Source organism: Ornithinibacillus bavariensis, from assembly GCF_050433565.1.
In the GTDB taxonomy this organism is placed as follows: Bacteria; Bacillota; Bacilli; order Bacillales; family Amphibacillaceae; genus Ornithinibacillus; species Ornithinibacillus bavariensis.
This window is the reverse complement of record NZ_JBNPWZ010000014.1, coordinates 41,452-64,332: the sequence shown is the minus strand read 5'-3', so window position 1 is coordinate 64,332 and position 22,881 is coordinate 41,452. Positions and strand designations below refer to the sequence as shown.

Sequence of the window (22,881 nt, the reverse complement as noted above, 5' to 3'; positions counted from 1 at the left end):
ACTAAAAGCACGCTAGCTTTTAGATTATTAATAGAAAAAACAGGGTATGTTTTTTCCTTACATACTGGTTGTTTTGTTCAGTTTTCAAGGAGCAATTATTTCAATGTGTCGTTTTTAGCGACAAGATATAATTTAACATGTCTACCACTAAATGTCAACATCTTTTTTAAAACTTTTATTTAAGTTTTTTTGATGTTTCATAACTGACAACAGAAATTAATATATCATAGCTCCAGAATAAAATCAACGGTCTTTTTAAAAAAAGTCTCTTCTGAAATTTTTGCATTCAAATCAGAGTAACTCTTTCCCGTTGCTAACTAGTAGTTCATTCATTTTTTGTTCGTTTTGGTATGTATCGCAGGCATTCTTTATCGGTGGAAACTCTTCGTAATAGCTGAAATAAGGTCTTATATCTATCACGCATAGCATTCTTTACTAAATGATCAATTCGATGATCATCTAAATCAAATATGATTTCATCTAACTCTCTTTTAATTAAGTATTCTAATTCTCTTTTCTCCATATCATTAATCATTAAACCTAGCATAATATCACCTCTAATGAATCAGCTATAAATAGCCAGTAGTCTATATCGTTCACATTTTTGGATAATTTATGCAGGTTCTTCTAACCCCATTAATCAAAAAAAGCTCCACTTGTTCATAATTTATCATTCCATTCATAAAATGTAAGGAATGACTTGTCTTAAGTAGGAGGGGGAAAAGTGAATCATTTTTATGTAATTCGTTTCAGCCGCTTAAAAAGGTGGACACTAATTATTGTACTTGCATTTTTCACTGCCGGGTTTCTTTGGTTTGAAAATAATGGCTCTTTATCAATTTTCTCATCGGACAAGCCTGTAGCACTAACGAAAGGGAATTCTAATGAACCGAATATTTCCCTTACATTTAATATTAGCTGGGGAGAAGAAAAGGTATATGACATTCTTAAGCAACTCGAAAACCATCAAGTTAAGGCTACTTTTTTTGTGAGCGGGGAATGGGCCGAAAAGCATCCAGATATACTAAAAAAAATAACGGAAGGTAAGCATGAGATTGGAATGCTGGGCTATCGATATAAGAGCTATCTAGATCAAGAAATTAACCAGGTTCGAAAGGATTTACAATATGCCAAGGCGGTTTTTGGAAAATTAGGCTACAATAACATGGAATTAGTAAGAGCCCCACACGGTCATTTTAATGATGAAGTTATTGAGCTTGCAGAGGGATTAGGCAATAAAGTGATTCACTGGAATGTAAATCCGAATGATTGGCAGAACCCAGGAACACAAATAATTGTGGATCAAGTCATGTCCCAAACTAAAAATGGCGATATTATTTTGTTACATGCGTCAGACTCTGCTAAGCAAACAGCTGAATCATTGAAAACTATCCTCCCAGGGCTAAAAAATAAAGGGTTTAACTTTGTTACTGTATCCGAACTAATGAATCAAGCACATGCCAAGTCAAAAATTGTGGATTAAAAAAGGATGTCTCAGATAATACTCTTTAATGAGTACAAATGAGACATCCTTTGCCATTATTTTTTTCCTTTTCTCGGAGTTCCATCCGCTTGATTTAAACGGTGCAATACAAGTAACTGATAGGTATTACAAGCAAGTAACGTAATAACCATGATAATAGAAAAATCTACACCTATTAAGCCAATTCTTAGTGCAGGTACCCATTCAACGACTGTGAACACGACCATGAAAAAGAATGCAGGAATAAAAGCATGCTTTTTCGTTTCTTTTGCTTTTATTTTAGCAATGATATACCCGTATAATAAGAGGCCTGCCGCCATTAGAATAAACCAAATAAGAGAAACCTCTCCATCTGACGCCTTATAAGGGAAATAAATTAAATCAAAGGTGATAAAAGCGATTAATACAAACTGTACGGTCGGCCAAAAAGAGCGAAATATACTTAACCCTAATCGATTAACGTAAAGATAAGCAAAGAAGCCAGTCTGGCTTACAGCACTATATAATAAACCATGTCCAATAAAAAATAGCATAACACCGATGAGGCCTAAAAAGTTAAAGGGCTGAAGATTATCGGTATAAACACCCTCCACATTAACAAAAAAGCTGGTAATAAGCCCAACAAGCCCTCCAATTGCGAGGGTTTTCAAAAACAAGTTAACTACTTTACGACTATTCAATGATAAATCCTCCTGAATTATAGCTATATCTAAGACGTATTGTAACATGAACCTTATCTTTTTTCCTATCCTATGTGCATATTTTTACTCATCTTACTCAAATTAAAGGATAAGTGGAAGGAGGATTTGTATGCGTCGTGTACAATTCTTGTTAATTTTCAGTATCCTACTCTTAATGATAAGTGCATGTAGTGGCGGTGAAGCAGCCATTAAAGATACAGACTATGATGCAACAAAAAAAATGGTTGTTGATATACTTCAAACAGAAGATGGTAAGAAGGCTCTGAGAGAAATTTTAGCAGACGAAAAAATGCAAGAGAAGCTTGTAATCGATTCTTCCACAGTTAAAAGCGCTATTGATGAAACATTAAATTCTGAAAAGAGCAAAGATATGTGGAAAAAGCTCTTTGAGGATCCTAAATTTGTTGAGACATATTATAAATCCGTGGAAGAAGATCAAAAAAACTTAATGAAAAGTTTAATGAATGACTCCGAGTATCAAAAACAGATGATGGATTTATTAAAAAATCCTGAAATGGAAGATCAGGTACTTCAGGTGTTAAAAAGCCAACAGTTTCGTAAGCATCTTGAAGATACGATTCGGCAAACATTGGAATCTCCATTATTCCTAGCCAAGGTTCAGGAAGCCCTCCTTAAAGCCGCAGAAGAACAAGGTAATCAAAACCAAGGTAACCAGTCAGGTGGACAAAGTGGCCAAGGCGGTGGTTCAAGCGGTGGGCCAGGTGGTGGTGGTGGTTCTGGTGACGGCGGTTCCGGTGGTGGCGGCGGTCAATAGGCCACACGATACCATCCTAGCAACAAATAGGGTCAGCTTTCCTTGAAGTGGAAACTGACCCTACTTTCTTATTCTTCTACTTGTGCAATAACTTTTGCTGCCATTTTATGATATTCTTTCCCATTTGGGTGATCCTCCTGGTAAACAGATGGAGCAAAAACATCTTCTTCTTCATATGGCTGTTGGATTGGAAGCTGTCCAAGTACCTTTGTATGTAGCACTTCTGCCAGCTTTTTGCCTCCACCTTGTCCAAAGACATACTCTTTTTCACCGGTTTTTTCACTCTTATAATAGGCCATGTTTTCTACAACGCCTAGTATTTCATGTTTTGTTTTTAACGCCATTTGCCCAGCTCTAGCCGCTACAAACGCTGCCGTTGGGTGTGGTGTTGTAACAATGATTTCTTTACAAGAAGGTAATAATTCATGAACATCCATTGCAATATCACCGGTTCCAGGTGGCAAGTCTAATAATAGATAATCTAAGTCTCCCCACTCTACTTCTTTAAAGAAGCTGTTGAGCATCTTACCAAGCATTGGACCACGCCAAATGATTGGTGAATTATCTTCCACAAAGAAGCCCATAGAGATAACTTTAACCCCAAAACGTTCAACTGGAATAATCTTTTGACCGCGGACGATTGGTCTTTCCTCAATACCCATCATATCTGGAACACTGAAACCATAAATATCCGCATCAATAATTCCAACTTTTTTTCCTAATCTCATTAGTGCCATAGCTAGATTTACAGTAACCGTTGACTTTCCTACTCCACCTTTACCACTGGCAATAGCTAGGAAATGCGGTTGTTTATTTCCGCCCATCAAGGCACGCTCTTTAGCGCTTTCAATTGCAGGCTGGTATTTCTTAATTATCTCATCTGGAAGCTTTTCAAATCGTAGTCCAACTGTTACAGCACCGTTACGCTTTAAAATACCAACAATTTCTTGTTGTAGCTGCATTTGCTCTGCAGTATTGGTTTTACCTATTGCAATTTTGACACTAACATGTTTCTTGTCTTCCTTTATTGTTACCTCTTTAATACCTTCTGTTTCTTCAAGCGTTTTATATAAAAAAGGATCTCTTACAGGATTAAGTAATTGAATAACATCTTCTCTGCTTATCATCTTTTTCACCTTCCTATGGCATTGGATACGTAATAGTTGTCCAAGGCTAGTATATCATAAATCACTAAAAATCTAAGTGATATGATTCATGGAAGATGAACCATTCAACCTATTCTGTTTTTTCTTCCTCTGGTTCTTCTGTCACATAGCGGAGGATTCCTTCATAAATACTTGCTGCCATTTGCTTTTGATAATTTTCATCCTTCAACAGCTCTCTTTCCTCCACATTTGATAGAAATCCTATTTCTACTAGCGCCCCGGGTATCTCTGCATTCTTTAAAAGATATAAGTTATTAATTGCTAATGCACTTCTATTTGTATTTTCCATATTACGAGTAATCTCGGCTTGAATCATTTTTGCTAAATGCTTACCTTCATCTGATTTAGGAAAATAAAATGTTTGTGCCCCACGCCATTTTGTCGATGGTATTGCATTCAAGTGAATCGTTACAAAAAAATCCGCTTCCTTTGAATTGATAAATTCCATCCTATTACGAATATCCTCTGATTTCCGCCTAGAGATCCCCTTAGTACTCTCATCTGCCAAGTCTGTATCCGTCTCTCTTGTTAGGTACACCGTTGCACCTGCTTGTTGTAAATATTCCTTAATTTTTATTGAAACAGCTAACGCAATATCTTTTTCAACTGTCTTATCACTACCAACCGCCCCTCCATCCGGTCCCCCATGACCAGGATCTAGAACAATAATTTTCTCCGACAATGGTAACGAAAATCCTACCGTTTGAACAGAAGCTTCCTCAAGTGGAAGTTTAATAAGCATAATTAACAAAACAAAACCTACTACCCATAGTGCAAATTTTATAAACCCCTTCATCGCATACGCCCCTTTACTTGTCCTCTCCCTATTTTATGGGACAAGTGTACGGTTTATGCTTGAATAAAGCGTTAAAAAAGAGAGTAGTATTTACATATCTACTCTCAACAAAATCATCGCACTAACATCCCTATGAGCATATATTTCTTCCAATCTTTAAATTCTCCTACCTCTTTCCAAGGTGTTTGTTGAAGTTTTAATGGGGTGATAAATGGCATACTCTCGTAGGATGATGGCAATGTTTCAGTTGATAGAACATTACCCACAGCCAGTCCACTAATGACCTCCAGTTCCTTACCCATTTGGATACCAGTTTGAATGTTTACCTTTTCCACTATTCCTTTTTCATTTAATCGCCAAACTTCATTTTGTTGAACAATTCCTTTATCAATCGTCGGGGTATTAAGCGCCTCTTTTACTGTGATTGTTAGCTTTGTATGATAGCCTGGATTTATACTGTCCAATGTCTCTTCTTCATTGAAGGTGATCTCAAAAGGGTACATACTTTTGGTATCGATACTTACCTCCTGTGGCGCCTCACTGACACTCGTTACCGTTCCTTGTAGGGCTTGTCCACTTTCTAAGAGGGAAATCTTAACTTTCTGTCCCTCTTCGACCTTTACACGGTCTCTTTCATTTACTTCCCCACTTACCTGTAGTTCCGTACTTTCAATAACCATAATAGGATCATTCAACGAAGGGTTAATTTCTTTTACCTTTCCATGAATTGGACTTGCGATAGTTACCGTGTCCCCGCCATCCTGTAAATCTTTAAGCCGTTCCTCTACAGCTTTTTTCTGTTCATTCTTAGCGGCCAATTCCTGTTCCTTTTGGATGAGAAATTGTTCCTTCATTACTTCTAATTCAATAGGATCCGGTTGTGTAATAACAACGGTTGTATTCTCTGTTTCCTTGTCATTCATAACAGGAACAGATGGTTTGGGGATCTGGTAGGCAACCATTTCAGCTATTGCATCCTCAATTGCTGAGACTTCACCTTCTATTTTAGACAACTCATACGTAAGTAAAGCTTCTGTTTCTTCATAATCACGTATACGGTATGCGAACAATGGGTCACCTTTTGCAACTTCACTACCCTCTTCAACTAAAAACGTATCAAAGCTGCCAATACTTTTGTCAAAATAGACATAGTCTTCTCTTGAATAAGTGACCACACCTTTTGCTTCTACGGTCTCATACAAATTAGTTTGGTAAACCTTGTTCCAATCCGATACATAAACACTTCGCATTACTTTTCCATCATCATCTACACTTACAAGAACTAAGTTGACAATAATAAATACTAGTACCATCAAGCGTATAATTAATTTTTGATTTCTTCGCATTAGCCAAACCACCTATTAATGATAAGAATGTCTGTAAATGCTAGTACAGCTGTTACGGTCCAAATTGCTATATGAAATAAGATTACTAAACTATAAATCCATCCCTTATGTATTCCGGAAAGTCTAGTTAATAGCTTTACCTGAAAAACCATTATCCAAATCTGAAAGAGAGTAATAGAACCAAAAAAATAAATAATAAAGTTTTGGTCTGTTACGTAGGAAGCAATAATGCCGAACGAAAATGGGGATACAAACCAATCTAATCCGATCAAAATATGGATCGGTATCCATACAATTCTTTCTAAGAGCAGGACGAAGAGCACAACAACCTGCATGACGAGTAATTTTTTAAAAGGAATTTTTGTGACGGTATAGAATATTAATGGTGGAATAAATAAGATAAATAAAACAAAGGAGACAGCGTATAGTACTCGTCCAAATACAAACCACAGCTTTCGCAATTCAAATTCAGCTGGATTAACAAGCGACACACTAGATGATATAGGAGATGTACCAATGCCAAACGCTCCCATCACAGCATAAACGATTATGCCAAAAAGGCTTAAGATGAAGATTGTTCTCCAAGGAATTTTTACAACTTCTGCTTTTCCAATTCGAAAAATATGATCATCAACAGCAAACAATAGTTTAAATAATTGTATTGTATATGTCATGACTTCACCCATTTCCCTTAAATTTTATAGGGACCATTTTTTCCATTTTAACCCACGGTCGAACAAATTTCTATTATTTTCAATCTTTTCGAAATAATATTGGTAATATCGACATAAAAATGCCAGAAACCGCATTCTATTCGACATAAAATGCGGTTTCTGACACATTTAGTTTGCGTCTGTAGTTAGCTGTTTAAGTGGTTCTGACTTTACTTGCCGTTTATCTGTCATCTTAGCAACCTGCCAGCCTACACCAGCATTAACGATTCCCATTAATCCAAACAATAAGTAGTCTCCAATCGGCTCTGGAAGTATTAAGTCAACAATCAACCAGCCGCCAGCCGTCGTGCCTCCAACAAGTGCGCCAATTATTGGCTTACGATAACGATTCATTAATTGCACCGCCTTTAATTAATTGATCGTAATTAACTATGAAGATTATAGGGGAAAAGATAATATTCTACGTGTGTACTCAATTTTTATCTTTTATAGAATTCTATGCAGTTTACGCTATATTAATAACTAAAGGATTTTCTTCCGTATAAAAGATAAATGATTACCTTACTAACAGCACTAAATCTACAAACCCCATTCTCTTCTAGGTAATGCTCTTAAAATATCACTTTAAGGCGTAGTATTCATACTTAATTTTAATATTATGTTCGGTATTTCCCGTAATGATCGACAGAGAAGCTAAACAATACTTTCATCAAAAACAGTAACCCCACGATTAACATATATGGCGTTATTCCTGGTAGCATTGGCATGACCCCAAAACCAACAGACACAAGTAAGCCAGCTACAAATAATTGTACACGCTTCCCAATAAGGGCGTTTACTATAAACGCCCCAATTATCGTATATGCCCATACTCCTAAGGAATAAACAATATTGGTATGGAGAAGAAGGGCAATAAGCACGATATGGACGTGGATGGCGAGGAATACGATTCGATTTTTTTTCCTCGCTGCATAGAAATTACTAGTTGATGCTGTAAAATTCGCAATAACACCAGCAAAAACATCGAAAATCAATAATAATGCTAGAACACTGCGCCACATTGGCAAATCGGAAACCATTTCAGGGAATCGGTAATATAACGCAGCGGTCAGTATACCACCGAAAAGCAATATTGTTAAAACGGATGGAACAGACTGTTTTTCACCAAACACATCCTGCAAGAAAGAAGGAATCCGAAACTGTCTCATTTCACGCCACTCCCATCATCAATTAGATAACACTTGATTAGTATAAAGTTATGTACTAAATATAGTATTTGACTCTAAAACCATTATATCGATATAAAATTCATTAATCAATATATTTTGTATTATTTATATTGAATCACTCTAAAACTTTAGTTAAACTACATATGAGGTGAACTAATATGAATGGTTACGAACGACGGAAACAGAAAAAAATAGAGCAGATATTCAGTGCCTCAATTGAATTATTTTTCAAATATGGCTTTCAAAAGGTTAGCGTGAATGAGATTGCATATAAAGCAAATGTTTCTCCTGCAACCATATATAATTATTTCGGGACAAAGGAACAGCTTTATACGGATTCCTTGATTAACTGGCTGGACAAGCAGCTGGAACAATATGAGAATATCCTGAGTTCGGAGTTATCTTTTGTTGAAAAGACTAAAAAGATCATGCTGTTGGAGGCGAATAACTTAAAAATATTAGCAGATGAGTTTCCGAAATTCCCTTCTGCTGATTTAAGAGGGCTGATACAAATGATGGACGGTTATAACGAGCAGAAGGTCGTGCCCTTTTTTAAGAAGTATGTCGCACTTGGAAAACAAGAGGGGTTTATTCGAAAAGATCAAACTGAAGAAATCATGATGCGTTATTTTACATTGTTTCAGAATGAACTAGTCCGGAAATGGGAGGGCTCGAGTCAAAAACAGACCACCGAGAATATGGATCAATTGATGGAGTTGTTCTTTTATGGGGTAGCTGGACAGCCACAGCTTCAGGAATAGAAGATAGAAGATCTACTCCTGTTCTTAGATCCTCGTAGTAACGAGAGAAAGTCTCTTTAACTTAGGAAAATAATTATCTATACAACGTCGTATTATAAAGAAAACACATCCACAATTTATTAACCGTGAAAAAAGTGGATGCTACAAGGGAGTGTTACCATGATAAAACAGGAAGAACTACTTGCCCGCCAACTGCAGCTGCAAACCGAAGCGGATGCAATTGTTGAAGAGATGCGCCTTGATCAATTGTTAGCAGAAGCTGGTACACCAGTAAAAGTAGGGAGTGCGGCTTTAGGCTTAATGGCTTGGAGAGATCTTGATATAACGGTTGTTTGTTCGACATTGAACATCGCTACAGTTTCCAGAATAGCTTCACAATTGATGTCCAATCCTCAAGTTCGTGATTTAAAATTCATCAACGATACGGGTAATTGGAACACCGATCCAGCTTATCCAGACGGTTACTTCCTAGGAATCACTTACCAGTCCAATATCGGAAAGAAATGGGAACTAGATATTTGGTTTGTAGACAAGCCTGAAGAGCAGCCCGATTTGCAGCATATTCGCACACTACCTGAACAACTAACTCCGGCTGCGATTGTCTCTATTTTAAGCATTAAAACCGTTTGGGCAACACGACCCGATTATGGAAAGCGAGTAACAAGCTTCGATATTTATAATGCTGTGTTAGACAATAATGTACATACACCTGATGAATTTAAGAAATGGCTGGAAAGCCGATAGTTTCTATGATCGAAAACGCTTTGAGATACTTAGAAAAATAGGGATGAGTGAAAGGGGATTAAATTCCACTATATGTTGCTGACAGCATTTATTGCTCCCCTTATCGTTGCCGTTTGCCATCTGCTTGTTGCATTACCGATGGTCAGGCAATTATGGACAATTGCTTTTCTGGACAATATTTTAGTCATCGTAATTTAGTGCATTCGCATGTATCAGTTTTTTACTACTAGTCTATGGTTTGGTATTTTTAGTTACTGAACGTGTTTATCGAATAGTTATTAGCAGAAGCTTAATGTTTCATTGGAAGGAGTAGACTAGGGGTGCCAGTATTATCAAAACTAAAGAAATAATAATTGAGAATTCTAGGAGTTGGGGTCATCCTGCTTTGTTTATTCCTTATCCTCTTTCAAGGATTGTTGTTTGATGACAAATGAAAATTTGCAACGATAAGTTCAAAAGAAAAGTGCAATAATACCAGATTAACTTATGTGACAAAAGTGATTTAGAAAAAGTACCCATTGTAGACTCGAAATAAAGTTTGATAATTTATAATAAAGATTGATACTATTACTTTAAGAACGTTTAATATTTGAAATACAATAAAGGATATCCTAAAAAACACTTTTGTAAATCTATTTCATAATAGAGCCATGTTACGGAATAGTGTTATTAGAGGGATAATGAATGCGTAAATTTATTTATATTTCATTAATAGTCATAACGGTTTTAGGGTTAAGTGCTTGCGGTAAAAAATCCATGTGGTAACATTAAGTCTTATGATCAGAGGTAAAGCAGATGATAATGGCTTAAAACAAGGAGAGTTATTATGATATTAATCACCGTCGTGCCGCCAAACAAAGGTGAAGGCACGAGTCCCACCGAACTAGTAGGGCGTTGTCTTGTAAATCAACTGCTTAAGGCTGGTAAGAAGGTACGCATTCTTGCCGAAGGGCAGCAAGTGCATAATTGGCCAGAAGGTGTTCAGATTGTCAATGGAAACATTGCCCTCCCCGTAGAGAGGCACGAGGTGTTTCTAGACATAGAACGAGTATTCTTAGCAGGTGCGAACGCAAAGACAATAAAGGAGAACCTAGTATTGGCAAAAAGGGCAAATGTACAGCGCTTTGTCGTACTCTCATCGCATGGTCCTGAATATGAAATCAACTACCCACCTGAAACATGGTTTTGGTTGGCTATTGAGAAGGCCGTAGAGCAATCGGGTATGGAATGGACACATATCCGGCCATCAGCTGTGATGGGGGGAATGTTTGAAGGTAGTTACCCTGCAACAGGGTCTGGTTGGCAGGAGTCTATTAAGAATGAAGGAATCGTCCGCGAGCCATACATCAATACTGGCTACTATCCATTTATTCATGAGGACGACCTTGCTGCAGTTGCCTCCGCAGCCTTACTTGAAGATAAATATCTCGGCAAAATACTGGAAGCAGTAAACGTGCCAATTAGTACAATGGAGCGCGTACATTTAATTAGCAAAGCTATTGGGCGCGAGATACTTACAGAAGAGTTGACACCAGATCAAGCTCGTAAACATTGGCGAACCCAAGGCTGGCCTGACGAAACGATTGAAGTAACACTTTATGCGCTAGAAGAATACGGCAAGCATCCTGATAAGTATATCCAATGGACAGTTGAGCAGCAGCCCTCAGTTGAACAAATTATCGGAAGACCTGTCCGTACATATGCTCAGTGGGTGGCAGAACACGCAAATAAATTCAAACCTTAATCTTGGATATCCTCTTTTTTAATAAGCTATCGGGTAACTAATGTTCAACAAAACATCCCCTAGAATAATCAAACTTTTTTTGAGCGTAACATCCACGGGTTTATTTCTCCATGAATGGTTGTTGCGCAGAAAACACTTAATCTTTTTTATCCAGAATCTAGACGTAGATCCAAGTTTCTTTATGTACACGTATCTTAACTTCTTTACTTTAAGAAGAGCTTAGAAAAGGAGGATGGTTGTTCATTATGGAATACCCGGTATCTATTGAAGTAAATGGAATCACTTTGAGAGGGATAGCCAGAGGGATAGCCCACAACCCTGACAGGTATAACAAATCAGTTTATCCTGTTGTTAGTTAATCCAGAGAAATCGTTTCACGCTTTTATGGGAGGGGTCATCCGATCAAGTATGCAGGTGGGCGATGCTATAGAGTTTGTTGGCCCTGGAGTAGAAGGAGATCAAACCGTACATATCTACGGTAGGTTGTTAGCTTTCGAGGAATACAAATTGTTGAGTTACACCGACCACCCTGGCCCCTCACATCATGATAGACACGCGGAACTGGAAAGCACAGTGACCATAAGGTTGAACACAGTTGGAAACTGTACCCTATTACAACTAGTAAATGATCAATGGACAGATAATAATCCGCAATTTGAAAAGGCAGACCAATTCTGGTGGATGATACTTAGTAATATTAAAACAATTGCAGAAACCGGTAAGCCGCTAGATTTCGGTTATAAAGTGTAAATTCCAACTCTTATTGTTAAACTAATCATTGGACTCTCAATAGTTGAAGTGATGGTATTTGTAATGACTCTATTACCTAATTTTAAAATTAAAGACAAAAGCCGAGCTTTCTCACATTGCCTCGGCTTCCAACTTTATTAAAAATCTGACTCCTTCTGTGAAGGGTGTATTAACGTTCATGGATTAAGACACACATGCTTCTATGCAGTTTGCCCCGAATGAAAGATATTCAAATAAGAATTAGGACGTGCAAGAATAAACTACTATGGACACCTGTACTCATCTTACAGATTATCAAAATTAACAAATAATGATTCCCAAAAGATACGATAGTGAATGTAATTAAAAAAAATTCCAGTCACTATCTATTTTTTGTATGAAAAAGCCTGTTTGGAATTGACTTCCAAACAGGCAGTAAACCCAATAGTAACAAGGGTTATTAACGTTTTGAGAACTGTGGTGCACGACGTGCGCCTTTAAGACCGTATTTCTTACGTTCTTTCATACGTGGATCACGAGTTAGGAATCCTGCACTCTTAAGTGCTGGACGATAACCAGGATCTGCTTCTAGTAAAGCACGTGCGATACCGTGACGGATTGCACCAGCTTGACCAGTAAATCCACCACCATGAACATTAACTAGAACATCATAAGTTCCTTGAGTTTCAGTAGCTTGTAGTGGTTGGTTAAGGATTAATAATTGAGTTTCATATGGGAAATAGTCTTTTGCTTCACGACCATTGATTGTAATGTTACCAGTACCGGGTACTAAGCGTACACGTGCTGTTGAGCTTTTACGACGACCAGTGCCGTAGTATTGTACTTGTGCCAATTTGTTTACCTCCTTTTATTATCCACGAAGTTCGTAAACTTCTGGTTTTTGTGCTGCATGGTTATGTTCAGCACCTCTATAAACGTGCAATTTCTTACCCATTTTACGGCCTAAAGATCCTTTTGGAAGCATGCCTTTGATAGCAATCTCAAGCATTTGCTCAGGGTATTTAGTACGCATTTCATCAGCAGTACGAGATTTTAATCCACCTGGATGTCCAGAGTGACGGTAGTACATTTTGTCACTTAGTTTATTTCCAGTAAGTTCAATTTTGTCAGCGTTAATGATGATTACATAATCACCAGTGTCAGCATGTGGAGTGTAAGTTGGCTTATGCTTTCCGCGAAGGATTGCAGCAACTTCACTTGCTAGACGACCAAGACGTTGGCCTTCTGCATCCACAACAAGCCATTTGCGTTCGATATTGTTTTCATTCGCCATGAAAGTTGTGCGCATGATTGGTTTCCCTCCAAATATTCATTCAATAATTTTTTAATTGTAAGTTTCGTTATTTCTTTATTTTCAACACAATTAGTTCCGGGGCTAATCGCGGTTTTTAGAAATAAAATGCCATAGACCATAATATATCAAATAATGGTATTTTGTCAAGGGTTTGGCAAACTTTTTTATGCTTTTAAAGTGAGAATCTATAAAGACTATTATATACTATTTTAACTAGGAAAGAAAACTGTTGATATTTCCCAGGAAATGTCGAATAGTACTTAGCATTAATATACTACTTTCCATAGAAACAACCCTTGAGCTGGTGCTGTTTTGCCTGCAAGCCTTCTATCCTTCTTTTCTAGCATTTCTCTTATATTTATTGGATCTATCTTGCCTTGTCCAACCTCTAATAACGTCCCTACTAAAATACGAACCATATTATATAAAAATCCGCTTCCTCTAAAATGGAATTCAATCTGGTCCCCATTCTTCTGACAAGATACTTCAAACAAAGTTCGAACCTTATCTCCCTTAACTGTCGCTCGAGCTGAAGAGAAGGTAGTAAAATCATGTGTCCCCTCTAAATATCGACATGCCTCCTGTATGGCCTCTATATTAATTTTATAGGGAAAATGATAGGAGTAATTTCGAGCAAAAATATCGGGTTCTTTTCTATTTAAGATAAAATAACGATATTCCTTCTCTAAAACATCATATCTAGCGTGAAAGCTCTCTGGTACTTCCTCAGAAGCTTTCACATGTAAATCTTCCGGTAAAAGAGAATTTAGTGCTCGCCCCCAACTATTTCCCGGGATATAAAGCTTCGTTTCAAAATGAATGGTCTGTCCTTTAGCATGTACTCCAGTGTCTGTCCTTCCTGAGGCATGCACACGAATTTTTTCACCCTTGTGAATCCTTTCTAGGGCTTTTTCTAGCTCTCCTTGTACCGTTCTTTTTTCAGGCTGGACTTGATAGCCAAAGAAGTTCGAACCATCATATTGAAGTATACATTTTATTTTTGGCACCTTTCCAGCCCTCCCAAATTAGTAATTTCTTGTCCAGAATAGTGCAGCCACTACAGCTAAAAAGAAGAGAAAAACTAGAATATCTAAGCCTTTGATTTTTAATTGTCTCAGCCTTGTTCGCCCCTCTCCGCCTTGATAGCCTCTTGCCTCCATTGCCATTGCTAGCTCTTCCGCTCGTTTAAATGCACTGACAAACAGCGGAACGAGTAATGGAACTATGGCATGTAAGCGTTCCTTGATTGGGCCTGTGCGAAAGTCTACTCCTCGAGATGCTTGTGCTTTCGATATTTTATCTGTTTCCTGTAACAAGGTTGGTATAAACCGTAGTGAAATGGACATCATTAATGCAAGCTCATGTACTGGAAACTTTATTTTTTTCAAGGGATGGAGTAAGTCCTCTACTGCATCGGTAATTTCTATTGGTGTCGTCGTTAAGGTTAATAGAGAGGTAATTAAAATTAATAGAAAAAACCGTAATGAGATTGCAAATCCCTGTATTAACGCTCCTGAATAAACCTTATATCCAAAAACATCGAATAATACGGTACCTTCCTTCGTTACAATTAAATGCAAAATAAAGGTGAATGCAATTAAAAACCAAACAGGTGTGAGTCCCTTTAAAATAAAACGTAATGATATTCTCGTAGATAAAGTTGTTAAAATAGCAAATATCGTTAATATACTATAGCTGATAATATTGTTCGCAAAGAAAACAACGATGACAAAGAAAAATATTATTGTAATTTTCATTCGTGGATCTAATCGATGAATAAGGGAATTTCCAGGGACATATTGACCAATCACAATTGCGTTATTCAATCGATTCAGCCCCCTTCAAGGCGTGCTGAATCTCAGAAGCCAGCTCAGCAACACTTTGTCTTCTAAAAGGAATATCCACGCCGAAACGTGCGTTAAACGCATTTAGGAATTGAATGACTTCCGGTACATCTAGCTGTACCTTATTTAATGCTTCCTGCTGCGCAAAAACCTCTTCTGGAATACCCTCCATGTATTTTGTTCCTTTGTTCATAATCATTACATGGTCTGCATATTTAACCGCATCCTCCATACTATGGGTAACTAGTATGGTTGTTAGATTTTCTCTTTGATGTAGTTCATAAAACATATTCATAATATCTGATTGGCCTCTTGGATCTAAACCTGCAGTCGGCTCATCTAACACAAGAATATTCGGCTTTACAGCCAGAACACCGGCAATTGCTACCCTTCTCATCTGTCCGCCACTAAGATCAAATGGAGAACGCTCTAACAAAGACTCATCTATTCCAACAGCAGGTGCTATCTCCAATATTCTTCTTTCAATTTCTTCCTCTGAAACTCCAAAATTTTTGGGACCGAAGGCAATATCTTTTCGAACGGTTTCATCAAATAACTGATGTTCTGGGTACTGGAATACTACGCCGACCTTACTGCGTAGTTCCTTCAGGTTCTCTGGCTTTTTATCTGATGTAATCTGATAATCGCCAATTTGTACCTCACCCTCAGTAGGGGTTAGTAGCCCATTTAAGTGTTGTATTAGTGTAGACTTACCGGAACCAGTATGGCCAATAATTGCAACAAAAGAACCTGCAGGGATATGGAAAGATAAGTGATCCAACGCTTTATGAGCAAAAGGTGAATTAGCTTGATAGATATAGCTTACATCTTTGAATGTAATGTCCATAGTTCCTCCAATAGTTCATCATGATTCAACGGTTCATTTTTAATCATGATGTCTAGTTGTTTTAATTCATCTGCTAATACAGCAACAAACGGTACGTCCAGTCCTATCTTTCGTAAGTCATCCTTTTGCTTAAAAATATCCCTTGGTGTTGCTTCAGCCCAAACCTTACCACTATTCATAACGATAACTCTTTCAGCTTGTACAACTTCCTCTAAGTCATGGGTTATCGTAATAAGTGAAATCTCATTTTTTTCTTGTATTTCTGAAACAGTTCGCATGATTTCTTTTCTACCCTTTGGATCAAGCATTGCAGTCGCTTCATCTAAAATTAATACTTCTGGATTTATCGCTAATACACTTGCTATCGCTACGCGCTGCTTTTGCCCACCAGATAAACGATGTGGCTCTGTTAAAAGATATTCGTCCATCCGAACAGCTTGAAGTACCTCATTGATACTGTTCACCATTTCTTCTCGGGCGAACCCTCGATTCTCCATACCAAAGGCTACGTCGTCCTGTACGGTTGTGCCGACAAATTGGTTATCCGGGTTTTGAAACACCATGCCGACCTGTTTGCGAACATCCCATACGGTCTGTTCATTCACTGGAATTCCATTAATAATTATTTCTCCCTTTTGCGGGAATAATAATCCATTCATTAATTTAGCAATAGTGGATTTTCCAGAGCCATTATGGCCAATTATGGCTACCCACTCATCTTTATATATGGTGAACGAAACATCGTCCAACACCCAAGGCTGCTCATCTCCGTATCGAAACGATACATTTCTAAACTCTATAAAACGCTCTCTCATCATAATCCTCCTCTACCTGCCTTGGTTTTTTACTTTACGTTATGTATTGTACTATTAATTTTGAATTATGTTAAATACCCAGCACCGCTAGATGGGTTCGGCGCATTATCTACAGACGTGTAGCTGTATATAGATAATGCATTTATATGTCTTTCCATTACAAACCCTATTCACTTTCCATATACAAAAAAAGGGCTTGGATTTCACCTCGTGGAAGAGATTTAGTCCTGCCCTTAACGTGTATGGATGATTAAACTAGCTCAATGATTGCCATTTTCGCTCCATCACCTTGACGTTCGCCTAGCTTAAGAACGCGAGTATATCCACCTTGTCTATCCTCGTAGCGTTTAGCAACATCGTTGAAAAGCTTTTGAAGTACTGAATCCTCTTCATTAGCTTCTTTGTTGTATAAGAATGCTGCAGCCTGACGACGAGCGTGAAGATCACCACGTTTACCTAATGTAATCATTTTATCAACGACAGATCGAAGCTCTTTCGCTTTTGCTTCTGTTGTTTCAATCCGCTCGTGAATAATTAAATCAGATGCAAGGTTGCGAAGTAGTGCTAGTCGTGCGTCTGTAGTACGTCCTAGTTTTCTTGCCATGGACTATCCCTCCCTTTCTTGAAACTCTAAAGATGTCCTTACTATTAATCGTCTTTACGTAAGCTTAATCCTAAATCAGCAAGTTTTACTTTAACTTCCTCTAATGATTTACGGCCAAGGTTACGCACTTTCATCATATCTTCTTCAGATTTATTTGAAAGCTCTTGAACTGTATTTATGCCAGCACGTTTTAGACAATTGTAAGAACGAACCGATAAATCTAACTCTTCAATTGTCATTTCCATTACTTTTTCTTTTTGGTCTTCCTCTTTTTCAACCATAATCTCGACATTTTGTGCTTCATCTGTTAAACCAACAAAGATGTTCAGATGCTCCGATAAAATCTTAGCACCAAGCGAAATTGCTTCTTCTGGTCTGATACTACCATCAGTCGAAACATCTAATGTTAATTTATCATAGTTAGCACTCTGTCCTACACGAGTATTCTCTACTTGGTAAGTAACACGTGATACCGGTGTGAAAATGGAATCAACTGGAATAACACCAATTGGTTGATCTTCATGTTTATTTGCATCAGCTGGAACATAACCACGACCACGCTCGGCCGTAATCTTCATACGCAGGCTACCTTTTGAATTTAATGTTGCAATCGGAAGTTCAGGATTTAATACTTCTACATCACTATCAAAGGTTAGATCAGCAGCAGTAACTACTCCTTCTCCTTGCGCATCAATTTCCAGTTGTTTAGGTTCATCAGAATAGATCTTTAGTGCTAGCTTTTTCAAATTCAAAATGATAGTAGTTACGTCCTCAACCACACCATCGATAGTTGAAAATTCATGTAATGCTCCATCAATTTGAACTGATGTTACAGCAGCACCTGGAAGTGAGGATAGTAGGATACGACGCAAGGAGTTTCCAAGAGTTGTACCATAACCACGTTCGAGCGGCTCTACCACAAATTTTCCAAATGTAGCATCATCACTAATCTCAACCGTTTCAATCTTTGGCTTTTCTATTTCAATCATTCCATAATACCCTCCTTAAAAACGTCGAAACCCCGGTTAGACACAAGGAGTTCTAACCGAAATTCCTCAAATAGGCAGTTGGCGATTCTGCTCTACCTGTATAGTTTCATCGTACCTTTTGTCTATGCGATGCTGTATGACAAGGTTAGAAAAAAGAAAACGATGCAAGCGCCTAATGGCGGATTGCTTCAAGCTTTCTTCTATAAACCTTGGTGATTCAATACTTAAACTATTACAGTATTTCACCTAATACTTTTAGTCATCATAACCCATTATAGACAGGGTGACAAATATTATACGTTCAATTATACACGACGACGTTTTGGTGGACGGCAACCATTATGAGGAACTGGAGTAACGTCACGAATTGCAGTAACTTCTAGTCCTGCTGCTTGTAAAGAACGAATAGCAGCTTCACGACCAGCTCCTGGACCTTTTACAGAAACTTCCAAAGTTTTCATTCCGTTATCAACTGCAGTTTTAGCAGCTGTTTCAGCAGCCATTTGTGCAGCGAATGGAGTTGATTTACGAGATCCTTTGAAACCAAGTGCACCTGCAGAACTCCAACCAATAACATTACCTTGAACATCTGTAATTGTTACGATAGTGTTATTAAAAGTAGAACGGATATGTGCTACGCCAGTCTCAATATTCTTTTTGACACGACGTTTACGTGTATTAGTTTTACGAGCCATCTATTTGTTTACCTCCTTACATTATTTTTTCTTGTTAGCGATTGTACGACGTGGACCTTTGCGTGTACGAGAGTTATTCTTCGTATTTTGTCCGCGAACAGGTAAGCCACGACGATGTCTTAATCCGCGATAAGAACCAATTTCGATTAGACGTTTGATGTTTAACGATACTTCACGACGAAGATCACCTTCAGTTGTGTATCCATCAACTGCTTGACGAATGCGTCCTAACTCATCTTCAGTAAGGTCACGAACACGAGTATCCTCAGAAACACCAGCTTGCTTTAAAATTTCTTGAGCAGTTTTCTTACCAATACCATAAATGTAAGTTAAAGAAATTACTACACGTTTATCACGTGGAATGTCTACTCCTCCAATACGTGCCATATACTTAGCGCACCTCCTTCAAATTAACCTTGTTTTTGCTTATGCTTAGGATTTTCACAAATCACCATTACTTTGCCTTTTCGTTTAATGACTTTGCATTTTTCACAAATTGGCTTAACAGATGCTCTTACTTTCATCATCTTTACCTCCTTTTATATCGGAGCTCGCTTATTTATAACGGTACGTAATTCGTCCTTTAGTTAAATCATACGGAGATAATTCTACCGTTACTTTATCACCTGGTAAGATACGGATGAAGTGCATACGAATTTTACCAGACACATGAGCCAAGACCGTGTGGCCATTTTCAAGCTCTACATTAAACATTGCGTTAGGCAATGTTTCCGTTACGGTTCCTTCCACTTCAATTACATCATCTTTCGCCATCGTGCTTTACTCCCTTCTCTTAAATCAGTCACAATATTGTTTTATACAAAACACGTAAATCTTGATTTTTATTTGTGACACGACCAGTTTTTAGAAGGCTGTTTTGGACTTAGGAGACGTATAATCCATGTTACAATATGATGTGCTATTCTTTCTCATTGGTCGATCATATTTACGGTTTCCCCATCTAATGCCAAGACATTGCAATTATCAAGAACTTAGCTGATAGTCACATCGTCTAGTGTCCTTGCAAAATACGACAAACAAGACCTATCTGTGGAATCGAATCAGTTTCGTTTACCAACGTTACCTAATTTGAGGGTTTTATTGTCAAACACATACTGTGTTATTCACAAGTAAAGCATTAAACTTTACGACTCATATTATTTTTGTACAAATAGAATTGTCTATTCGTGCAGTGCCTACAGTAATTGCTTATTTTTCAATAATTGTTTGAATATCTTGAAAGACCTTATTGATTTCTTGATCACCATCAATTGTTACAAGATATCCTTTATCTTCATAAAAATCTAGTAACGGCTTCTGTTGTTCGATGTTAACCGCTAAACGATTTTTAACCGTTTCAGGTTTATCATCGTCACGTTGAATTAACGCCTGACCATCTTTGTCACATATACCCTCATTTTTAGGAGGGTTATATATTACATGATAAGCTCTACCACATGCTGGACAAATTCTACGACCGGATAAACGCTCCACTAATTTTTCCTCTGGTACATTCACATGTATCACATAATCAATAGCTTGATCAATATCCTTTAGAAGTGCTTGTAAAGCTTCTGCTTGTGCAATAGTTCTTGGAAAACCATCCAGCAAAAACCCATATGCACAATCAGCTTTACTAAGACGTTCTTTTACGATACCAATTGTTACTTCGTCCGGAACTAGAGCGCCTTGATCCATAAAGCTTTTCGCCTTCTTGCCAAGCTCTGTTCCTTCTTTTATTGCAGATCGAAACATATCTCCTGTTGAAATATGAGGGATGTTATATTTTTCGGTGATCTTCTCAGCCTGTGTGCCTTTACCAGCACCAGGTAAGCCCATTAAAAGTAAATTCAATCATTTCCCCTCGCTTCATTAGCAGATTTCTTATTTAATAAAACCTTTATAGTGACGTTTTACTAGCTGTCCTTCTAATTGTTTCATTGTTTGAATAGCAACTCCAACTACAATCAGTAGACTAGTTCCACCGATTTGTACTGCTTGCGGAAGTTTTGCTATCGAACCTAATAAAATCGGCAATACAGAAACAGCAGCTAAGAAAATTGCTCCTACAAAAGTTAATCGATTAATTACACGAGTTAAATATGTTTCAGTATTTTTACCAGGACGAATTCCTGGGATATATCCACCTTGTTTTTGCAGATTTTCTGCCATTTGCTCCGGATTAACTTGAACAAATGTATAGAAATACGAAAACGCAATAATTAACGCAACGTAAATGACCATACCTGCTGGTGACGTATAATCAAAAATTGATTGGATTGTTGTTGCCCATTTACCTTCAAAGAAGCTCGCAACTGTTCTCGGCGCCATAATAAATGCAACAGAAAAGATTACAGGAATAACCCCTGCAGCATTTACTTTAATTGGTAGGTGAGTAGAGTGTCCACCTACTGGCGAACGGTTTACTAATTTCTTTGCATATTGTACTGGGATCTTACGTAACGCCTGATTTACGTAAATAACGCCAACCGTAATCGCTATTGCTACTAAAGCAATAATCGCAACAATAACGACATTCATGAATAATTCATCGCCAGGATTTGTAAAGTACTGTACATATAGTTGTTCTACTGCATTCGGTAAAGCAGCTACAATACCTGCAAAAATGATAATCGAGATTCCATTCCCAACTCCATTTGCAGTGATCTGTTCACCTAACCACATTAAGAATGCTGTTCCAGCAGTTAATACAAGTGCAATGATTACAAACTTAACAGGATCTGGGTCAGCGATTAACAAGCCACCAGCCATTGCGTTAAATCCGATAGACATTGCAATTGCTTGCACAAATGCAAGAACTACAGTGCCATAACGAGTAACTTGGGCTAGTTTCTTTCTACCCATCTCCCCTTGTTTTTTCCACTCTGAAAACTTTGGCACAACATCCATTTGCAAAAGCTGCATGATAATCGATGCTGTAATGTAAGGCATAATCCCCATTGCAAAAATAGAGAAGTTTTGTAATGCCCCCCCACCAAAGGTATCCAAGAATCCAAATACATTTTGGTGGTTCATAAAATCAATAGCACTTTTATCTGTGAATGGCACAGGAATAAATGTGCCTAGACGGAATACAATTAACATAAGTAATGTGAAAATTATTTTCCGTCTAATGTCAGCCACGCGCATAAAATTGGAGAATGTACGGAACATTAGATCACCTCTACTTTACCGCCCGCTTCTTCGATTGCTGCTTTTGCTGAAGCAGAGAACTTATGAGCTTTAACGGTATATTTGTTTTCGACGGAACCATTACCAAGTACCTTGATACCTGATTTTAAGCTAGATACGACACCTGACTCAAGTAGAAGCTCAGGAGTAATTTCTGTGCCGTCTTCAAATCTGTTTAAAACGTCTAAGTTCACTATAGCATATTCTTTACGATTTATGTTTGTAAATCCGCGTTTTGGTAAACGTTGGAATAAAGGCATTTGTCCACCTTCAAATCCTGGACGAACTCCACCGCCAGAACGTGACTTTTGTCCCTTTTGTCCTCGACCAGAAGTTTTTCCGTTACCAGATGATGTTCCACGACCAACACGGTTTCTTTCTTTGCGAGTTCCTTCTGCTGGTTTTAATTCATGAAGTTTCATACGAGCACCT

29 protein-coding genes are annotated in these 22,881 nt (G+C 37.8%); 6 read left to right on the top strand and 23 right to left on the bottom strand.

Annotated elements, in window-relative coordinates; genetic code table 11:
* Positions 1-325: 325 nt before the first annotated feature.
* Positions 326-547: a hypothetical protein gene (locus tag HNR27_RS16925; protein ID WP_212922195.1), complete on the bottom strand. Its 222-nt coding sequence runs from the start codon at positions 545-547 to the stop codon at positions 326-328.
* Positions 548-724: 177 nt separating this feature from the next.
* Here HNR27_RS16925 and pdaB point away from each other — a divergent pair, with 177 nt between their 5' ends.
* Positions 725-1,483, top strand: coding sequence for a polysaccharide deacetylase family sporulation protein PdaB (gene pdaB / locus HNR27_RS16920; RefSeq protein ID WP_212922196.1), 759 nt, complete (start codon positions 725-727; stop codon positions 1,481-1,483).
* 56 nt (positions 1,484-1,539) lie between these two features.
* Here the strand turns inward: pdaB and HNR27_RS16915 are convergent, their stop codons facing one another.
* Positions 1,540-2,163: a KinB-signaling pathway activation protein gene (locus HNR27_RS16915; RefSeq protein ID WP_429340564.1), complete on the bottom strand. Its 624-nt coding sequence runs from the start codon at positions 2,161-2,163 to the stop codon at positions 1,540-1,542.
* A 130-nt stretch (positions 2,164-2,293) separates the two neighbouring features.
* Between HNR27_RS16915 and gerD the strand changes: the two genes are divergently transcribed.
* Positions 2,294-2,959: a spore germination lipoprotein GerD gene (gene gerD, locus HNR27_RS16910; RefSeq protein ID WP_429340563.1), complete on the top strand. Its 666-nt coding sequence runs from the start codon at positions 2,294-2,296 to the stop codon at positions 2,957-2,959.
* Between the two features lie 68 nt (positions 2,960-3,027).
* Here the strand turns inward: gerD and HNR27_RS16905 are convergent, their stop codons facing one another.
* The 6 genes from HNR27_RS16905 to HNR27_RS16880 form a co-directional block, all read right to left on the bottom strand.
* Complete coding sequence (locus HNR27_RS16905; protein ID WP_212922199.1) at positions 3,028-4,086, bottom strand: Mrp/NBP35 family ATP-binding protein; 1,059 nt, start codon at positions 4,084-4,086, stop codon at positions 3,028-3,030.
* A 109-nt stretch (positions 4,087-4,195) separates the two neighbouring features.
* Positions 4,196-4,921, bottom strand: a complete 726-nt coding sequence (gene cwlD / locus HNR27_RS16900) for an N-acetylmuramoyl-L-alanine amidase CwlD (RefSeq protein ID WP_212922200.1) — start codon at positions 4,919-4,921, stop codon at positions 4,196-4,198.
* A gap of 113 nt (positions 4,922-5,034) precedes the next feature.
* A complete protein-coding gene (locus HNR27_RS16895) occupies positions 5,035-6,267 on the bottom strand; it encodes an efflux RND transporter periplasmic adaptor subunit (protein ID WP_429340562.1) in 1,233 nt (410 codons plus the stop codon).
* Complete coding sequence (locus tag HNR27_RS16890; protein WP_212922202.1) at positions 6,267-6,941, bottom strand: hypothetical protein; 675 nt, start codon at positions 6,939-6,941, stop codon at positions 6,267-6,269. The genes HNR27_RS16895 and HNR27_RS16890 overlap by 1 nt, the downstream gene beginning before the upstream one ends.
* Positions 6,942-7,109: 168 nt before the next feature.
* Positions 7,110-7,334: a hypothetical protein gene (locus HNR27_RS16885; protein ID WP_212922203.1), complete on the bottom strand. Its 225-nt coding sequence runs from the start codon at positions 7,332-7,334 to the stop codon at positions 7,110-7,112.
* A gap of 263 nt (positions 7,335-7,597) precedes the next feature.
* Positions 7,598-8,149, bottom strand: coding sequence for a hypothetical protein (locus HNR27_RS16880; protein WP_429340561.1), 552 nt, complete (start codon positions 8,147-8,149; stop codon positions 7,598-7,600).
* A 179-nt stretch (positions 8,150-8,328) separates the two neighbouring features.
* Here HNR27_RS16880 and HNR27_RS16875 point away from each other — a divergent pair, with 179 nt between their 5' ends.
* The 4 genes from HNR27_RS16875 (at position 8,329) to HNR27_RS16860 (ending at position 12,169) form a co-directional block, all read left to right on the top strand.
* The gene (locus HNR27_RS16875) at positions 8,329-8,931 is read left to right on the top strand and encodes a TetR/AcrR family transcriptional regulator (RefSeq protein WP_429340560.1); all 603 of its coding nucleotides are present in this window, start codon (positions 8,329-8,331) and stop codon (positions 8,929-8,931) included.
* Between the two features lie 138 nt (positions 8,932-9,069).
* Positions 9,070-9,675, top strand: a complete 606-nt coding sequence (locus HNR27_RS16870; protein ID WP_429340559.1) for a hypothetical protein — start codon at positions 9,070-9,072, stop codon at positions 9,673-9,675.
* A gap of 826 nt (positions 9,676-10,501) precedes the next feature.
* Positions 10,502-11,419, top strand: a complete 918-nt coding sequence (locus HNR27_RS16865) for an NAD(P)H-binding protein (protein ID WP_212922206.1) — start codon at positions 10,502-10,504, stop codon at positions 11,417-11,419.
* Positions 11,420-11,803: 384 nt separating this feature from the next.
* Positions 11,804-12,169 carry an SRPBCC domain-containing protein gene (locus HNR27_RS16860; protein ID WP_212922207.1) on the top strand — a complete coding sequence of 122 codons (366 nt, stop codon included), beginning with the start codon at positions 11,804-11,806 and terminating at the stop codon, positions 12,167-12,169.
* Positions 12,170-12,608: 439 nt separating this feature from the next.
* On the opposite strand, the gene rpsI is transcribed toward HNR27_RS16860, so the two are convergent.
* The 15 genes from rpsI to rplO form a co-directional block, all read right to left on the bottom strand.
* Positions 12,609-13,001: a 30S ribosomal protein S9 gene (gene rpsI, locus HNR27_RS16855; protein WP_212922208.1), complete on the bottom strand. Its 393-nt coding sequence runs from the start codon at positions 12,999-13,001 to the stop codon at positions 12,609-12,611.
* An 18-nt stretch (positions 13,002-13,019) separates the two neighbouring features.
* Positions 13,020-13,457 carry a 50S ribosomal protein L13 gene (rplM, locus tag HNR27_RS16850; RefSeq protein ID WP_212922209.1) on the bottom strand — a complete coding sequence of 146 codons (438 nt, stop codon included), beginning with the start codon at positions 13,455-13,457 and terminating at the stop codon, positions 13,020-13,022.
* A 272-nt stretch (positions 13,458-13,729) separates the two neighbouring features.
* Positions 13,730-14,470, bottom strand: coding sequence for a tRNA pseudouridine(38-40) synthase TruA (gene truA / locus HNR27_RS16845; protein WP_212922210.1), 741 nt, complete (start codon positions 14,468-14,470; stop codon positions 13,730-13,732).
* Between the two features lie 18 nt (positions 14,471-14,488).
* Positions 14,489-15,289 carry an energy-coupling factor transporter transmembrane component T family protein gene (locus HNR27_RS16840; RefSeq protein WP_212922211.1) on the bottom strand — a complete coding sequence of 267 codons (801 nt, stop codon included), beginning with the start codon at positions 15,287-15,289 and terminating at the stop codon, positions 14,489-14,491.
* The gene (locus tag HNR27_RS16835) at positions 15,282-16,154 is read right to left on the bottom strand and encodes an energy-coupling factor ABC transporter ATP-binding protein (RefSeq protein ID WP_429340558.1); all 873 of its coding nucleotides are present in this window, start codon (positions 16,152-16,154) and stop codon (positions 15,282-15,284) included. Before HNR27_RS16835 ends, HNR27_RS16840 begins: the two co-directional genes overlap by 8 nt.
* Positions 16,130-16,969 (bottom strand): energy-coupling factor ABC transporter ATP-binding protein, encoded by an 840-nt coding sequence (locus tag HNR27_RS16830; RefSeq protein WP_429340557.1) that lies wholly within the window; start codon positions 16,967-16,969, stop codon positions 16,130-16,132. Before HNR27_RS16830 ends, HNR27_RS16835 begins: the two co-directional genes overlap by 25 nt.
* 250 nt (positions 16,970-17,219) lie before the next feature.
* Positions 17,220-17,573, bottom strand: a complete 354-nt coding sequence (gene rplQ / locus HNR27_RS16825) for a 50S ribosomal protein L17 (RefSeq protein ID WP_212922213.1) — start codon at positions 17,571-17,573, stop codon at positions 17,220-17,222.
* 44 nt (positions 17,574-17,617) lie between these two features.
* Entirely contained in the window at positions 17,618-18,562 is a 945-nt protein-coding gene (locus tag HNR27_RS16820; protein WP_212922214.1) for a DNA-directed RNA polymerase subunit alpha, read from the bottom strand.
* A 305-nt stretch (positions 18,563-18,867) separates the two neighbouring features.
* On the bottom strand, positions 18,868-19,257 hold the full coding sequence (gene rpsK / locus HNR27_RS16815) for a 30S ribosomal protein S11 (RefSeq protein WP_212922215.1): 390 nt from the start codon (positions 19,255-19,257) through the stop codon (positions 18,868-18,870).
* Between the two features lie 21 nt (positions 19,258-19,278).
* Positions 19,279-19,644, bottom strand: a complete 366-nt coding sequence (gene rpsM, locus HNR27_RS16810; RefSeq protein WP_212922216.1) for a 30S ribosomal protein S13 — start codon at positions 19,642-19,644, stop codon at positions 19,279-19,281.
* A 23-nt stretch (positions 19,645-19,667) separates the two neighbouring features.
* Positions 19,668-19,781 carry a 50S ribosomal protein L36 gene (gene rpmJ / locus HNR27_RS16805; RefSeq protein WP_010095733.1) on the bottom strand — a complete coding sequence of 38 codons (114 nt, stop codon included), beginning with the start codon at positions 19,779-19,781 and terminating at the stop codon, positions 19,668-19,670.
* Positions 19,782-19,812: 31 nt separating this feature from the next.
* Positions 19,813-20,031, bottom strand: coding sequence for a translation initiation factor IF-1 (gene infA / locus HNR27_RS16800; RefSeq protein ID WP_010529010.1), 219 nt, complete (start codon positions 20,029-20,031; stop codon positions 19,813-19,815).
* Between the two features lie 435 nt (positions 20,032-20,466).
* Entirely contained in the window at positions 20,467-21,111 is a 645-nt protein-coding gene (locus HNR27_RS16795) for an adenylate kinase (protein WP_429340556.1), read from the bottom strand.
* A 30-nt stretch (positions 21,112-21,141) separates the two neighbouring features.
* Positions 21,142-22,431: a preprotein translocase subunit SecY gene (gene secY / locus HNR27_RS16790; protein ID WP_212922218.1), complete on the bottom strand. Its 1,290-nt coding sequence runs from the start codon at positions 22,429-22,431 to the stop codon at positions 21,142-21,144.
* Positions 22,431-22,871, bottom strand: a complete 441-nt coding sequence (rplO, locus tag HNR27_RS16785; protein ID WP_212922219.1) for a 50S ribosomal protein L15 — start codon at positions 22,869-22,871, stop codon at positions 22,431-22,433. The genes secY and rplO overlap by 1 nt, the downstream gene beginning before the upstream one ends.
* Between the last annotated feature and the right edge of the window lie 10 nt (positions 22,872-22,881).

Coding starts and splice junctions, on each gene's coding strand:
- HNR27_RS16925 (WP_212922195.1), bottom strand. CDS start 547: ATGCTAGGTTTAATGATTAATGATATGGAGAAAAGAGAATTAGAATAC.
- gerD (WP_429340563.1), top strand. CDS start 2,294: ATGCGTCGTGTACAATTCTTGTTAATTTTCAGTATCCTACTCTTAATG.
- HNR27_RS16905 (WP_212922199.1), bottom strand. CDS start 4,086: ATGATAAGCAGAGAAGATGTTATTCAATTACTTAATCCTGTAAGAGAT.
- cwlD (WP_212922200.1), bottom strand. CDS start 4,921: ATGAAGGGGTTTATAAAATTTGCACTATGGGTAGTAGGTTTTGTTTTG.
- HNR27_RS16895 (WP_429340562.1), bottom strand. CDS start 6,267: ATGCGAAGAAATCAAAAATTAATTATACGCTTGATGGTACTAGTATTT.
- HNR27_RS16890 (WP_212922202.1), bottom strand. CDS start 6,941: ATGACATATACAATACAATTATTTAAACTATTGTTTGCTGTTGATGAT.
- HNR27_RS16885 (WP_212922203.1), bottom strand. CDS start 7,334: ATGAATCGTTATCGTAAGCCAATAATTGGCGCACTTGTTGGAGGCACG.
- HNR27_RS16880 (WP_429340561.1), bottom strand. CDS start 8,149: ATGAGACAGTTTCGGATTCCTTCTTTCTTGCAGGATGTGTTTGGTGAA.
- HNR27_RS16875 (WP_429340560.1), top strand. CDS start 8,329: ATGAATGGTTACGAACGACGGAAACAGAAAAAAATAGAGCAGATATTC.
- HNR27_RS16870 (WP_429340559.1), top strand. CDS start 9,070: ATGCTACAAGGGAGTGTTACCATGATAAAACAGGAAGAACTACTTGCC.
- HNR27_RS16865 (WP_212922206.1), top strand. CDS start 10,502: ATGATATTAATCACCGTCGTGCCGCCAAACAAAGGTGAAGGCACGAGT.
- HNR27_RS16860 (WP_212922207.1), top strand. CDS start 11,804: ATGGGAGGGGTCATCCGATCAAGTATGCAGGTGGGCGATGCTATAGAG.
- rplM (WP_212922209.1), bottom strand. CDS start 13,457: ATGCGCACAACTTTCATGGCGAATGAAAACAATATCGAACGCAAATGG.
- HNR27_RS16835 (WP_429340558.1), bottom strand. CDS start 16,154: ATGGACATTACATTCAAAGATGTAAGCTATATCTATCAAGCTAATTCA.
- HNR27_RS16830 (WP_429340557.1), bottom strand. CDS start 16,969: ATGAGAGAGCGTTTTATAGAGTTTAGAAATGTATCGTTTCGATACGGA.
- rplQ (WP_212922213.1), bottom strand. CDS start 17,573: ATGGCAAGAAAACTAGGACGTACTACAGACGCACGACTAGCACTACTT.
- HNR27_RS16820 (WP_212922214.1), bottom strand. CDS start 18,562: ATGATTGAAATAGAAAAGCCAAAGATTGAAACGGTTGAGATTAGTGAT.
- rpsK (WP_212922215.1), bottom strand. CDS start 19,257: ATGGCTCGTAAAACTAATACACGTAAACGTCGTGTCAAAAAGAATATT.
- rpsM (WP_212922216.1), bottom strand. CDS start 19,644: ATGGCACGTATTGGAGGAGTAGACATTCCACGTGATAAACGTGTAGTA.
- rpmJ (WP_010095733.1), bottom strand. CDS start 19,781: ATGAAAGTAAGAGCATCTGTTAAGCCAATTTGTGAAAAATGCAAAGTC.
- infA (WP_010529010.1), bottom strand. CDS start 20,031: ATGGCGAAAGATGATGTAATTGAAGTGGAAGGAACCGTAACGGAAACA.
- secY (WP_212922218.1), bottom strand. CDS start 22,431: ATGTTCCGTACATTCTCCAATTTTATGCGCGTGGCTGACATTAGACGG.
- rplO (WP_212922219.1), bottom strand. CDS start 22,871: ATGAAACTTCATGAATTAAAACCAGCAGAAGGAACTCGCAAAGAAAGA.